The 14,140-nt window shown below is 35.2% G+C and carries 10 protein-coding genes; 4 read left to right on the forward strand and 6 right to left on the reverse strand.

The genetic code is table 11. The features are described 5' to 3' along the window. Nucleotides 1-25: 25 nt before the first annotated feature. Both JC605_RS01185 and JC605_RS01190 read right to left on the reverse strand, forming a co-directional pair. On the reverse strand, nucleotides 26-3,076 hold the full coding sequence (locus JC605_RS01185) for a TAT-variant-translocated molybdopterin oxidoreductase (protein ID WP_198854501.1): 3,051 nt from the start codon (nucleotides 3,074-3,076) through the stop codon (nucleotides 26-28). Nucleotides 3,077-3,108: 32 nt separating this feature from the next. Next, a complete protein-coding gene (locus tag JC605_RS01190; protein WP_198854502.1) occupies nucleotides 3,109-4,443 on the reverse strand; it encodes a c-type cytochrome in 1,335 nt (444 codons plus the stop codon). A gap of 220 nt (nucleotides 4,444-4,663) precedes the next feature. Between JC605_RS01190 and JC605_RS01195 the strand changes: the two genes are divergently transcribed. Then, nucleotides 4,664-5,053, forward strand: a complete 390-nt coding sequence (locus JC605_RS01195; RefSeq protein ID WP_198854503.1) for an SPOR domain-containing protein — start codon at nucleotides 4,664-4,666, stop codon at nucleotides 5,051-5,053. A 157-nt stretch (nucleotides 5,054-5,210) separates the two neighbouring features. Here JC605_RS01195 and JC605_RS01200 read toward each other — a convergent pair whose 3' ends face one another. The 4 genes from JC605_RS01200 to rimP form a co-directional block, all read right to left on the reverse strand. Then, nucleotides 5,211-5,720: a DUF4920 domain-containing protein gene (locus JC605_RS01200; RefSeq protein ID WP_198854504.1), complete on the reverse strand. Its 510-nt coding sequence runs from the start codon at nucleotides 5,718-5,720 to the stop codon at nucleotides 5,211-5,213. A 150-nt stretch (nucleotides 5,721-5,870) separates the two neighbouring features. Beyond that, entirely contained in the window at nucleotides 5,871-8,750 is a 2,880-nt protein-coding gene (infB, locus tag JC605_RS01205; RefSeq protein ID WP_198854505.1) for a translation initiation factor IF-2, read from the reverse strand. Nucleotides 8,751-8,811: 61 nt separating this feature from the next. Next, the gene (gene nusA / locus JC605_RS01210; protein ID WP_125722262.1) at nucleotides 8,812-10,065 is read right to left on the reverse strand and encodes a transcription termination factor NusA; all 1,254 of its coding nucleotides are present in this window, start codon (nucleotides 10,063-10,065) and stop codon (nucleotides 8,812-8,814) included. A gap of 19 nt (nucleotides 10,066-10,084) precedes the next feature. Continuing rightward, nucleotides 10,085-10,549 carry a ribosome assembly cofactor RimP gene (gene rimP, locus JC605_RS01215; RefSeq protein ID WP_198854506.1) on the reverse strand — a complete coding sequence of 155 codons (465 nt, stop codon included), beginning with the start codon at nucleotides 10,547-10,549 and terminating at the stop codon, nucleotides 10,085-10,087. Nucleotides 10,550-10,723: 174 nt separating this feature from the next. Between rimP and JC605_RS01220 the strand changes: the two genes are divergently transcribed. The 3 genes from JC605_RS01220 to JC605_RS01230 all read left to right on the forward strand — a co-directional run bounded on the left by JC605_RS01220 (nucleotide 10,724) and on the right by JC605_RS01230 (nucleotide 14,010). Next, nucleotides 10,724-11,548, forward strand: a complete 825-nt coding sequence (locus tag JC605_RS01220) for a universal stress protein (protein ID WP_198854507.1) — start codon at nucleotides 10,724-10,726, stop codon at nucleotides 11,546-11,548. 170 nt (nucleotides 11,549-11,718) lie between these two features. Next, nucleotides 11,719-13,140 carry an aldehyde dehydrogenase family protein gene (locus JC605_RS01225; RefSeq protein WP_198854508.1) on the forward strand — a complete coding sequence of 474 codons (1,422 nt, stop codon included), beginning with the start codon at nucleotides 11,719-11,721 and terminating at the stop codon, nucleotides 13,138-13,140. Nucleotides 13,141-13,203: 63 nt separating this feature from the next. Continuing rightward, nucleotides 13,204-14,010 (forward strand): AraC family transcriptional regulator, encoded by an 807-nt coding sequence (locus tag JC605_RS01230; RefSeq protein ID WP_198854509.1) that lies wholly within the window; start codon nucleotides 13,204-13,206, stop codon nucleotides 14,008-14,010. The last annotated feature ends 130 nt before the right edge of the window (nucleotides 14,011-14,140 follow it).

Raw genomic sequence — 14,140 nt, forward strand, 5'->3', positions numbered from 1 at the left:
TATTGTTTCTTAATTAATAATTTTACTAAGTATTTCTAACTTTAACATGGTAAACCACATTAGGTTTTGTACCTACATGCTCTAATAAGTGGTATGATCTTTCGTCAGCTGCTAATTTAGCAACTTTACTTTCTTTATCATTTACATCACCAAATATCATCGCTCCTGAAGAACAAGCACTAGAACAAGCTGTTTGGAATTCACCATCTCTAACTGGACGGCCTTCGTTTTTAGCTTTTAATTTAGTAGCTTGTGTCATTTGGATACACATAGAACATTTCTCCATAACACCACGAGAACGTACGTTAACGTCAGGATTTAATACCATACGGCCTAAATCATCGTTCATATGATAATCGAACTCGCTGTTTTTGTTGTATAAGAACCAGTTAAAACGACGTACTTTATATGGACAGTTGTTTGCACAGTAACGAGTACCAACACATCTGTTGTAAGCCATATGGTTTTGACCTTCACGACCGTGAGAAGTTGCTGCAACAGGGCAAACTGTTTCACAAGGTGCGTGGTTACAGTGTTGACACATTACAGGTTGGAATGCTACTTGTGGATTATCTCCTGCTTTTTCCATTTCATTAAATGTAGATAATGAACTAGATAAACCTGCAATTCCTTCTTTTCTTTCGTTATCACCTTCAAAAGTGCTTTCAGAAGAATAATATCTATCGATACGTAACCAGTGCATATCGCGGCTTCTTCTTACCTCTGCTTTACCAACAACTGGAACGTTGTTTTCAGCATGACAAGCAATAACACAAGCCCCACATCCAGTACAAGCATTTAAGTCAATTGAAAGATTGAAGTGGTGCCCTGTTGTACGATCAAATGATTCCCAAAGATCTACAGTAGTAGCCTCTACTTCTTGGTGATCCAAAGATACCATCGGTTTTTCGTTCCAATGTTCAGCATCTTTAGTATTGAATATTTCTAAAGTAGTTTCTTTAATAATATCCCCTCTACCCATTAAAGTTTTCTGACCTTGAACACAAGCAAACTCATGTACTCCTCCAGCTTTAGCGATAGAAACAGATTGAACATTATTAAAACCTTTATATAAAGCGTAAGCGTTTAAACCTACTTGCATTTCTTCTTTAAGAGAAGCTTTTCGTCCGTATCCAAGAGCTAGACCTACAGTTCCAACTGCTTGTCCTGGCTGAACGATAACTGGAACATTCTCTAATTTAACTCCATCAACAGTAATTGTAGCATAACTACCGTTTAAACCACCGTTTGCAACAATTTCGTTTGATAAACCAAGTTTTTTAGCATCTGCATTAGAAACTGTAACGTAGTTATCCCAAGAAACTCTTGTAATTGGATCTGGGAACTCTTGCAACCAAGGGTTGTTAGCGTGCTGTCCATCTCCTAATCCTGTTTTAGTATATAATACTAATTCAAAATCACCAGCAGCTTTAGATTTTGCAACAGCGTTTGCAGCTGCAGCAGCATCAATAGCACCACCAGATAATGCCGTAGCCCCAAGAACAGCTACACCATCATGTAATACTTTATTCCAAGAAGCACCTGCAGTATAAGCTCCAGAATTTGCTTTTAAGTAGTCATAATAAGTACCAGCAGTACCGTTTACTGACAATAAAACATCTTGAAATTGTTTTGTATTGAAGATAGGACGGATTGTTGGCTGAGTTAAGCTATAAGTTCCGCTTGTAAGTTCAAGATCTCCCCATGATTCTAAGTAGTGAGGAGCTGGCGCAGCAATTGAAACAATTGATGCAGTTTCGTCTTCTTTTAATGAAAAAGCAACAGACGTTTTAACTTTTTTCAATCCAGATACAAAAGAAGCTGAATCAGCTAAAGTGTAAACAGGATTAACTCCACTCATAATTAAAGTATGAACACTTCCAGCATTCAAATCTTTAATTAACTGCGCAACTGCAGCATTAGAACCTTTTCTAATTTGTCTAGCTCCAGCAGTACTAAAAGCTTCACTAGCCAATACTTGATTGATAGCTAAAACTAATAATTGAGCATTTTTATCTTCAATTCCAGATACTAAAACTCCTTTTGAACCAGCAGCCTTAAGCTGTTGTGCAGCTTTTACTACTTCAGCTTTAAAGTTTCCTTCTAAAGCTACAGGAACAGAAGCACCTACAACAATATTATAAATTTGAACTAAAGCTTGCTTTTGAGCAGCTACAGTCATAGGAACACGCTTATCAGCAGCTGCTCCAGATAATGTCATATTTGATTCGAACTGGAAGTGACGAGACATTTTTCCATTTTGAGGAATACGTCCTTGTGCATAACCAGTATCATATCCTCCACCTTGCCAGTCTCCTAAGAAATCAGCACCAACAGACACGATTAATGAAGCTTTTGAAAAATCATAATCAACCAAAGCTCTTTGACCATAAACAGTTTCAAAAGCATCTAAAGCTTCAGATGATGAAACTGCATCGTATACAACGTGCTTAGCGTTTGGATTTTTCGCAATAAACTCAGCGATTAATTTATCTGTAGAAGGACTAGCTAAAGTATTAGTCAATAATACTACTTGACCGCCTTTAGTTTTTGCATCTGCTAAACTTGATTTAATTTTTAAATCAACAGCCGACCAAGAAGAATCTTTACCGTCTACTTTTGGCTCTTTCAAACGAGTGCTATCATACAATCCTAAGATAGATGCGTGAATTCTAGCATTCGCAGAAAATTTAGCTCCTGCAATTGTATTGTTTTCAATTTTAATTGGACGACCCTCACGAGTTTTTACCAAAAGATTAGCAAAATCAAACCCATCAAAAACTGTAGTTGCATAATAATCTGCAACACCAGGAATGATCTGTTCTGGTTGTAATACATAAGGGATAGACTTGTGAACAGGACCTTCGCAAGCAGCTAATGTTACAGCCGCTGTACTAAACCCTACGTACTTTAAAAAGTCACGACGTGAAGTCCCAGATGTAGATAAAGCGTCAGCGTTACCTAAAAACTCATCAGTAGGAATCTCTTCAACAAACTCGTTATTTCTAAGCGCCTCAACAATAGAGCTATTTTCTAGCTCTTCAACACTTTTCCAGTATTTTTTGTTTGATGACATTGTATATATATATTAAAATCTTAATAAATCGATTAATAGTGGCATTTACCACACTCTAAACCTCCCATTTGCGCTGCAGTTAATTTCTCTACACCGTATTTTTTAGAAAGTTCAGCATGAATTTTATCATAGTAAGCGTTACCTTCCATCTTAACATCAGTTTTTCTATGGCAATCAACACACCATCCCATTGTTAATTTAGAGTATTGCTTCATGATTTCAAATTCTTGTACTGGTCCGTGACAAGTTTGACATTCAATACCAGCAACAGAAACGTGTTGAGAGTGGTTGAAGTAAACAAAATCAGGTAAGTTGTGAATACGAACCCATTTTACAGGCATTGTTTTTCCAGTATAAGCTTGTTTAGTCTTATCCCATCCAACAGCATCATATAATTTTTGAATTTGAGCATCGTAAAACGCTTTGCTGTACTCAGGAGTAGCAGTAGTTTCAGCAACCTCTGAAATGTTTTTATGACAGTTCATACAAACATTTAAAGAAGGGATACCAGCTGTTTTACTTACACGAGCAGCAGAGTGGCAATATTTACAATTGATTTCGTTATCACCAGCGTGAATTTTGTGAGAGTAGTGAATTGGCTGAATCGGCTCATAATTCTGATCTACACCTACTTGCATTAAGTATCCGTAAACAAAATAACCACTAGCCAAAAGCAAGAAGATTGCAGTTACCAAAACTAAGAATTGGTTTTTAGCGAAAGCTTTCCAGATTGGAAGTCTTTCTTCTTTTGGAGCGATTTCAATACCATTTTTGTTTGCAACTTTAGTTAAAACCTTGTTTACCATAAACAACATCATAACTAAAATAGCCATTACAAGAGCAAGAGCTCCAAGAATAATGTTATTTGAAATAGCGCCATCTTGAACATTTGTACCAGGAGGAGTTGCAGCACCTCCCGCAGCCGCAGCTGGTTCAGCCTTAGGCTGAGAAGTATAAGCTATAATATTATCAATATCACCTTCAGACAATTGAGGAAACGAAGTCATTACAGCTTTGTTATTTTCCTCAAAAAGTTTAACAGCAACAGCATCACCTGACTTAATCATGTCAGAACTGTTATGCACCCACTTGTAAATCCAAGCCATATCATGCTTAGCAGCAACTCCCCTTAAAGCAGGACCAGTTGATTTAGCATCTAATTTGTGACATGCAGCGCAATTTGCATTAAAAAGTTCTTTCCCTTTTGCTGGATCACCGCCACCTGCAGCTGGAGCAGCCGCCGCAGCCTCAGGCGCCGCCGGAGCAGCAGCATCTTGAGCAAATGAAGTTAGGGAGAAAATTAACGTTAGCGATAAGCCAAGCAGCAATTTTCTTGAGATCGAATTATGGTTACCCACCTTTTTCATATAGTATAAATAATTGTCTACTAATTTTTGGTATGATTTTTTCTGTACTAAATGCAGTAAAAATCTATACCCTCTTTTAAAACTTGCACAAAAATACGACTTATGAACTATTCTCAAAACCTTAAAATAGTCTTAATTATCAATTTATATCAATTCTAAATAATATTAAAATTTTACACTCAAACTTTAAATAGTATTTTTGCATAAAAACCATCACATTATGAGAATTTTAAGTCCATCGAAAAACCTTTTCTTAACAATTACAACGATTGCTTTCGCATACAACATTAATGCTCAAGACCAAAATTTAACATTGAATCAAGACCCTAAATTTGAGCAGTTACTTAACGAGAAGCGCAAAATTAACACGTCAATAAATACAAACGACACTTACAGGATTCAAATCTTTAGTGGCAAAAGCGACGAAGCAAAAAAAACGTTATCGGATTTTAAAAGAGAAAATTCAAATATCGACGGAACCATTATTTTCAGCACTCCTAATTACAAAGTAATTGTTGGAAATTTTAAAACCAGAATTGAAGCCGAACGAAATTTGGCCGAAATTAAAAAAAGATACAAAAGCGTTTTCCTACTTAAGCCTGGAAAGTAAAACATAGAAAAAATAAAAAAGCGAGATTTACTTCTCGCTTTTTTATTGTCTTTAAAATACCGCACCCCTAATATAATCAAATAAAGATCAATCCGTTTTATTGATGTCAAAAATTCTAGAACCTTTAGGATACAATCTCCTGATACAATCTCCTGATTTAATCTACAACTTTAATTCCGTTTGCTAAAAAACGTATTTCGTATTTAGAAGCTTTAATAGCCTCTATTTCTGCTTTACTTTTTTTAGCATCTTTGGCATAATGCTTCAACTCTTCAACAGATGTTACTTTTCGCTCTGCATCACCCTCTAAAACCACATTTTTACCCTTTAATGCCGTAGGAACAAAAAACGCATAATCTTTCATTTTAACAAAGAAAGACGCTCCATCTTCTGTCCTTATACTTATCCAACATCCTCTTTTAGGACAAACATCTGTTACCTCTCCTCTAACAGCAACTTTTTCTATTTTATTTGTAGTTTTTAAATCTTTTTCCAATTCTGCTACTGTAATCGCAGTATTACTAAAAGTACTTGAAACCTCTTCTCCGTAATAATCCCCTACTAAAGCATTACCATCAGGCGGAGCTACTTTATCCACAGCTTCTTGAGCAAAAGACAAAGCAGAAAAGCACATAAACACAATTATCGAGTAAAGTCCATTTTTCATATTTCGTTAATTTTTATTCAACTTACTAAAATTTAAATGAGTTAAAAATACACATTTACCTCAAATCATTCTACACCATCACATCTCAAATTTATAAACACAAAAAAAGCCTCAATTTACATTAAGGCTTTTAATTATATTAATTGAATTTTATTTCAATTTCTTTTTGATTGCTACTTCATGGTACGCTTCAATAACATCATTAATTTCGATATCATTAAATCCTTTTATTTGGATACCACAATCATAACCTTTAGTTACTTCTTTCACATCGTCTTTGAAACGTTTTAAAGCAACTAGCTCACCTGTATGAACCACAACTCCATCTCTAATAACTCTAATTTTAGAAGTCCTTAAGATTTTACCATCTGTCACCATACATCCAGCAATTGAACCCACTTTAGAAATTTTGAAAATCTCGCGAATTTCAGCATTCCCTAAAATTTCTTCTTTCATTTCTGGCGCTAACATTCCTTCCATAGCATCTTTCAAGTCATCGATCGCAGCGTAAATGATAGAGTAGTAACGGATATCAATTTCTTCTTTATCCGCAAGTTGTCTAGCATTTCCAGCAGGACGAACATTAAATCCAATGATGATCGCATCTGATGCAGAAGCTAAGTTAACATCGGTTTCTGTAATTGCACCAACTCCTTTATGGATAATATTAATTTGAACTTCTTCTGTAGAAAGTTTAGAGAACGAATCTGACAACGCCTCAACAGAACCATCCACGTCTCCTTTTAGAATTACATTTAATTCTTTAAACTGACCAAGAGCGATACGACGTCCAATTTCGTCAAGCGTAATATGTCTTTGGGTACGAACAGACTGTTCGCGCATTAATTGAGAACGTTTAGATGCAATTTGTTTTGCTTCTTTTTCGTCTTCAAATACATTAAACTTATCACCCGCTGTTGGAGCTCCATCTAAACCTAAAACAGATACCGGAGTCGAAGGACCAGCACTTAAAATAGTATGCCCTCTTTCATCATGCATTGCTTTAACTTTACCATGATGTTTTCCAGCCAACATATAATCTCCAATTTTCAAAGTACCTTGTTGTACTAAAATCGTAGATACATATCCTTTTCCTTTATCTAAGTAAGCTTCAACAACAGTTCCTTGAGCTGCTTTATTTGGATTTGCTTTTAGATCTAAAATCTCAGCTTCTAATAAAACTTTTTCTAATAACTCTTTAACACCTGTTCCAACTTTTGCAGAAATATCATGTGACTGAATTTTTCCACCCCAATCTTCAACAAGTAAATTCATACCAGCCAAACGCTCTTTAATCTTATCAACATTAGCATTTGGTTTATCAATTTTATTGATTGCAAATATAATTGGCACTCCTGCAGCCTGTGCATGAGAAATTGCCTCTTTTGTTTGTGGCATGATATCATCATCCGCCGCAACCACAATAATCGCAATATCTGTAACTTGAGCTCCACGTGCACGCATCGCGGTAAACGCCTCGTGACCTGGAGTATCTAAGAATGCGATTTTTTGTCCATTATCTAAAGTAACTCCATACGCTCCAATGTGCTGCGTAATACCTCCTGACTCACCAGCAATTACATTTTCTTTACGAATATAATCCAGTAAAGATGTTTTACCGTGGTCAACGTGACCCATTACTGTCACAATTGGTGCTCTTGTTACTAAATCTTCTTCTCTATCTTCTACAACTTCTATTGCTTCTTCAATATCCACTGTAATGAATTCAACATCGTAACCAAATTCATCTGCAACAATAGTTAATGTTTCAGCATCTAGACGTTGGTTCATGGTAACCATGATACCAAGAGACATACAAGTTCCAATTACTTTAGTAATCGGCACATCCATCATGATTGCAATTTCACCAACCGTAACGAACTCTGTAACTTTAATTGTTTTACTTCCTTCGTCAAGTGCTCTTTGCTCATCATCAGATTTCTGACGGTGCGTTTCTCTTTTATCTCTTCTATATTTAGCCGCTTTAGATTTCCCTCCTTTACCTTGAAGTTTTTCAAGAGTTTCTCTAATTTGGTTTTTTACTTCTTCTTCAGTTGGCTCAACTTTAGCAACAATTGCAGGACGGTTTCCTTTTACAAAACCAGGTCTTTGGCTTCTATTAGCATTATAACCTCCACCATTATTGTTTTGAGTTGGTTTATTTGAATTTGGTGTTCCAGGCGCATTTCCTGTAGCAGGTTTTGGCGCACCAGGAGTACCCGGTTTTGGACCAATTCTTTTACGCTTATTTTTATTATTTGCGTTATTGTTATTATTACCAACTCCAGGAGTTCCAGGTTTATTCTGAGCTGCTTTAGGATCTTCTTTCTTTTTCTTAGGCTTATTAAATTGAGATAAATCAATTGTCTGACCTGTAAGAGTTGTTCCTGTAAGCTTTTGGTATTGAGTAGTAATAGTTTCCTCTGAAGTTGTTGGATCAGTAGACACTATTGGCTCCTGCGCAACTTTAGATTCTGCTTTAACTTCTTTTTTCTCAGTAATAATAGGTTCTTCTTTTTTTGTTTCAGAAACAGGACTAGAAACAACTGGTTCAGATTTAACTGTTTCGTTTTGAACAGGTTTCTCTGGTTGCACAGGCGCAACAACAGCTTTTGGCTCTTCAACCTTAGCTGGTTCCTCAGAAGGAGTAACGGCAGGTTTTTTAGGATTCAAGTCAATTTTACCGACTTGCACAGGCCCCGAAACAACGGCTCTTGCTTTAATTATTTCTTGCTGTTTTTGACGCTCTTCTTCTTGTCTGCGTTTGTCTTCAATTTCTTTCTCACGTTCTACACGTAACGCTTCTTTTTCCTTTCTTTTTTCTTCTCCAACCTCTTTAGAAGCCTCCTTATTCCCCTTATCGCCCGCAAATTGGCTTTGAAGGATATTAAATTCACTATCAGAAATTTTTGCATTAGGATTTGCATCAATAGCAATTCCCTTATCTTTTAGATAATCTACAGCTCTTTCTAACGAAATATTTAATTCCCTTAAAACCTTATTTATTCTTATTACTCTCTCTTCAGACATATAACCTTTTTATTATTACCTTTTTCGTTGTGTGTTGTTAGAGCAGATGGTCAGCTATTGCCTAGCTATCAAACTCTTCTTTTAGTATCTTCATAACATCTAGAATTGTTTCCTCTTCTAGGTCTGTTCTCCTTACTAAATCTTCTACGTCGTGTTTCAAGATACTTTTTGCAGTATCCAAACCTATTTTTGCAAACTCCTCAATTACCCACTCTTCAATTTCATCTGAAAACTCTGTTAATTCAACATCATCTTCATCCGCAACAGTTCCAGCCACATCGCCTTCACGAATAACATCTAATTCATAACCTGTCAATTGACCAGCTAATTTGATATTGTGACCACCTCTACCAATTGCTTTAGAAACCTCTTCTAATTTCAAGAAAACTTCAGCTCTTTTGCTTTCTTCATCAATTTTAATAGAAGAAACTTTTGCAGGGCTTAATGCTCTTGTAATAAATAATTGAATATTGTTTGTATAGTTAATTACGTCAATATTTTCATTTCCAAGCTCACGAACAATTCCGTGAATACGAGAACCTTTCATTCCCACACAAGCTCCAACTGGATCAATTCTATCATCGTAAGAATCAACTGCTACTTTTGCTTTTTCACCAGGAATACGAACTACATTTTTCACAGTAATCAATCCGTCGAAAACCTCTGGAATTTCTTGTTCAAATAATTTCTCTAAGAACTTTTCTGAAGTTCTAGACATAATAATTTGAGGTTTGTTTCCTTTCAATTCAACGCTTTCAATAATTCCGCGAACATTATCTCCTTTACGGAAAAAGTCAGATGGAATTTGCTTTTCTTTTGGAAGCACAATTTCATTTCCTTCATCATCAACTAAGATAACTACTCTTGGACGCACATGGTGCACTTCAGCTGTATAAATATCACCAATAATATCTTTAAATTGCTTATAAAGATTTGTATTATCGTGTTCGTGAATTTTAGATATTAGATTCTGACGAAGCGCTAAGATAGCTCTTCTTCCTAAATCAATCAACTTTACTTCTTCAGAAACTTCTTCACCTATTTCAAAATCCGCTTCAATTTTTCTTGCTTCAGTCAATGTAATTTCTTCATTTTCAAAATCAAGGTCTTCATCGGCAACAATTACTCTTCTTCTCCAGATTTCCATATCTCCTTTATCAGGATTTATAATGATATCGAAATTTTCATCTGAACCGTATTTTTTCTTTAATGCATTTCTAAATACGTCCTCTAAAATTGCCATAAGCGTTACACGATCAATAAGTTTATTATCTTTAAACTCTGAGAATGAATCGATTAATGCTAAATTTTCCATGCGAATTTTTTAATTAAAATTAAAATGTTACCGTAACAACTGCCTCTTTAATTTCTGTATAAGGTATTTGTTGCTCTTTTTGAACTGTTTCTTTTCCTTTTCCTACTTTTTTCGGTTCTCTTGCTTTCCAAGACAAAATTATGAAAACATCATTAGCTTCAACCAATTCTGCTTCAATTTTTTCTGTATTTGTGGTAACAATCAACGTTCTACCAACATTTTTTTTGTATTGTCTTACCATTTTCAGAGGTGTTCCTACTCCAACTGATGCTACTTCAAGCGAAAAATCCTGTTCTTCACGATCCAGATTATTTTCGATTGCACGACTGATATCAATACAGTCCTGAAGCGCCACTCCATTATCTCCGTCTAAACCGACACTAATTTTAAAAGAATCCGAAACAGCCAAATCAACCAAAAAGATTGATGGTTTTTCCAGAAGAGCTTCCGCAATTAATCCGTTTACTTTTTCTTTAAATGTCATAATTTTATAAAAAGAGGGGACACTTAGTCCCCTCATTATTTAGATTTTAATAAATAACAGTGCAAATATAGTGTTTTTTTTATAAATCAAATAAATTGATTGCTCTAAAATAATTTCTTATCTTTATAATAGCATTAAAACACAGAATTATTCATAATTTTTAACCCTCAAATCATGAAACGAATTTTAGTACCTACCGACTTCTCAGAACATGCAGAAGACGCTTTAAAAGTTGCCGCTCAAATCGCAAAAAAGAACAATTCTGAACTTATTCTTCTTCATATGCTTGAATTGCCACAGCAATCAAACGATGCCATAGTTGGCGGAACTAGCATCCCCGAAACTATGCTTTTTATGAAAAAAGCAAACGAAACACTTGATGAAATCGCCTCTAGAGAATACCTAGAAGGAATTCCGGTAACTGAAATTGTAAAAATGGACAAACCAATACACGGAATCACGCAAATAAGTAAAGATTACAATATTGATCTAATTATCATGGGATCTCACGGCTCTTCTGGCGTCGAAGAACTATTAATAGGCTCTAACACCGAAAAAGTAGTTAGAAATTCAGAAATCCCTGTTTTGGTCATCAAGAAAAATATTCCAAATTTTAATGCCTCTACTATTGTTTTCGCATCTGATTTTTCAGAAGAAGCAAAAAAACCTTTCGAAAAACTTTTAAATTTCACCAAACTATTTGATTCAAAAATACATTTAGTCACTATTTGCACTCCAAACAGTTTCAAACCAACTCATGTTAGCGAAAAAGCAATGGCCGATTTTGTTGCCGAATTTAACATTAACAACTATACGACTCAAATTTACAATGACACCAATATCGAAAAAGGAATCATTAATTTCTCTAACAGAATAAACGCCGATGTTATCGGAATGTGCACACATGGAAGAACTGGTTTCGCACATTTTTTCAATGGAAGCATTAGCGAAGGCTTGGTAAATCATGCCGTAAAACCTGTTATCACTTTAAAAATCTAACATTAATTTTAAAATACTCTCTTTAAAGCTTCTCAAACGAGAAGCTTTTTTTTTGCAAAAACAATAAAAAATTGAGCTTCTCAACAAAGCTTAACTGAGCCTTACAACAAAACAGCCATCGTAGATAATGCAGAAATTTGTCAAATAGAAAATCATTAAAAAACAACAACATGAAAACAATAGACAAAATTTACATTAATGGCGAATTTACAACTCCTAAAGGAAAAGAATATTTTGACCTTATTAGCCCGACTACAAATAAAACACTCGGAAAAGTTCTTTTAGGAAACACCGAAGACACACAAAAAGCAATTGAAGCAGCCAAAAATGCTTTCAAAACTTTTTCAAAAACCACAACTTCGGAAAGAATCCAATATTTAAAAAACATTAAATCTTCTATCGAAAAAAGAAAAGACGATTTTATCAATGTTATGACGGAAGAATATGGCGGAACATTTCAATTTGCAAGCGTAAGCTACGATTATATACTAAAAAGTTTTGATTCAGCCATCAACCTTCTTAACAACTACAGCTTCATCAAAACAATGGGAGAATCCGAAGTTCAGATGACCCCTATTGGCGTTGTTGGAATTATCATTCCTTGGAATTCAAGCAATGGATTTATATGCAGCAAACTTTCCACGGCAATTGCTGCCGGATGCACAACTGTAATCAAACCAAGTGAAATGAGTGCTCAGCAAACACAATTAATTACCGAATGCCTTCACGAAGCCAATCTTCCTAAAGGCGTATTCAACATTGTAAATGGTTTAGGAGAAATCGTTGGCGCCGAAATTAGCCGAAATCCAGATATCGCCAAAATCTCTTTTACAGGATCAACTAATGTTGGAAAAATCATAGCAAAAGAAGCTATCAACACTATGAAACGAGTTACTCTTGAACTTGGCGGAAAATCTCCAAATATTATTTTAGACGATGCCGATTTCTCAAAAGCAATTCCACTTGCAATGGGCGCAGCGTTCATGAACAACGGACAAGCTTGCATTGCCGGAACTAGACTATTGATTCCAGAAAACAAATTAGAAGAAACAAAGCTTTTAATCAAAGAAACTGTTTCACACCTTATTGTTGGCGATCCTAAAAATCAAAATACTGCGATCGGACCAATGGTTAGCATAAAACAATACAATCGCGTTCAAGAATACATTCAAGCTGGAATTAACGAAGGAGCAGAAATATTGACTGGCGGACTAGGAAAACCCGAAGGGTTAGAAAATGGAAATTTTATCAAGCCAACTATTTTTATCAACGTAAACAATCAGATGCGTATTGCAAGAGAAGAAATATTCGGTCCTGTTTTATCTGTTATTACATACAAAACGGAAGAAGAAGCTATTGAAATCGCCAATGACACCACTTACGGATTACAAGCTTACGTAAACTCTTCGGATTCTGAAAGAGCACACAGAGTAGCTTCGCAAATCAATGCAGGCCGTGTACAAATAAATGGAATTGGTCACGACCCAATGGCTCCTTTCGGCGGATTTAAACAATCTGGAATTGGACGTGAATTTGGAACACTTGGATTAGAGGCTTATTTAGAACCTAGAGCATTAATTCAGCAAAAATAATCTCCATCAATCTGGAAATCTTTAACAGCAAAGATTTCCAGATCTTTTAGTATTTTTACAATTATGAGCACCAAACCAAATACAAAGTCTAAAATTCTCTACTCGTGTTATTACTCACGCAGTCGCGAAGGCGAACATTTTATACCAGAACATGTTTTTAGCTATCAAATTTCTGGCGAAATGATTGCTTCTGATAGCAAAAACACTTTCCATACCAAACCAGGAGATTTTCGTTTTAGCAGAAGAAATCATTTAGCAAAGTTTACTAAAATTCCGCCCGAAGGAGGAGAATTCAAAACTATATCTCTTTTTCTTGATCAGGAAATTTTAAGAGAAATCAGCAAAGAATACAATTTAAAATCAGATAAAAAATCCGATTCAGAAGCTATGTTTTCATTAGCACCTCACCCACTTTACAAATCTTTTATGGAGTCGTTGATTTCTTACCTTGAAGTAGAACAAGAAAACAACGAGGCTTTATTCAATTTAAAAATTAAAGAAGCTATTCATCTTTTATTAAAAGTAAATCCAGAATTAAAAGATATTTTATTTGATTTTAACGAACCTGGCAAAATCGACCTGGAAGCTTTTATGAACAAAAACTTCCACTTTAATGTTCAAATGCATCGATTTGCTTATCTAACCGGAAGAAGTCTTGCCACATTCAAAAGAGATTTTCAAAAAGTATTTCAGCAAACGCCGGGAAAATGGCTTTTAAACAAAAGACTTCAAGAAGCTTATTATTTAATTAGCCAAGGAAATCTGCCATCAGACGTATATATTGGAGTTGGTTTTGAAGATCTCTCGCATTTTTCTTTTTCATTTAAAAAGAAATTTGGAATTGTCCCGTCGTCCTTAAACCACAAATAAAAACCAAAACAGCTAAAAATCAACACCCTAACAAAACAAGCATTTATTTTAAATGTACACAATAAAAAAAGCCTCTCATTTCTGAGAGGCTTTTCTGTTGGTCTACTAGGACTCGAACCTAGAAAGACGG

Origin of the sequence: Flavobacterium sp. IB48 (assembly GCF_016405855.1) — a bacterium.
GTDB classification, from domain to species: Bacteria; Bacteroidota; Bacteroidia; order Flavobacteriales; family Flavobacteriaceae; genus Flavobacterium; species Flavobacterium ginsengisoli.

Excerpts from the sequence above, each read along its gene's own strand:
- JC605_RS01185 (WP_198854501.1), bottom strand. The coding sequence starts at position 3,076 with ATGTCATCAAACAAAAAATACTGGAAAAGTGTTGAAGAGCTAGAAAAT.
- JC605_RS01190 (WP_198854502.1), bottom strand. The coding sequence starts at position 4,443 with ATGAAAAAGGTGGGTAACCATAATTCGATCTCAAGAAAATTGCTGCTT.
- JC605_RS01195 (WP_198854503.1), top strand. The coding sequence starts at position 4,664 with ATGAGAATTTTAAGTCCATCGAAAAACCTTTTCTTAACAATTACAACG.
- JC605_RS01200 (WP_198854504.1), bottom strand. The coding sequence starts at position 5,720 with ATGAAAAATGGACTTTACTCGATAATTGTGTTTATGTGCTTTTCTGCT.
- infB (WP_198854505.1), bottom strand. The coding sequence starts at position 8,750 with ATGTCTGAAGAGAGAGTAATAAGAATAAATAAGGTTTTAAGGGAATTA.
- nusA (WP_125722262.1), bottom strand. The coding sequence starts at position 10,065 with ATGGAAAATTTAGCATTAATCGATTCATTCTCAGAGTTTAAAGATAAT.
- rimP (WP_198854506.1), bottom strand. The coding sequence starts at position 10,549 with ATGACATTTAAAGAAAAAGTAAACGGATTAATTGCGGAAGCTCTTCTG.
- JC605_RS01220 (WP_198854507.1), top strand. The coding sequence starts at position 10,724 with ATGAAACGAATTTTAGTACCTACCGACTTCTCAGAACATGCAGAAGAC.
- JC605_RS01225 (WP_198854508.1), top strand. The coding sequence starts at position 11,719 with ATGAAAACAATAGACAAAATTTACATTAATGGCGAATTTACAACTCCT.
- JC605_RS01230 (WP_198854509.1), top strand. The coding sequence starts at position 13,204 with ATGAGCACCAAACCAAATACAAAGTCTAAAATTCTCTACTCGTGTTAT.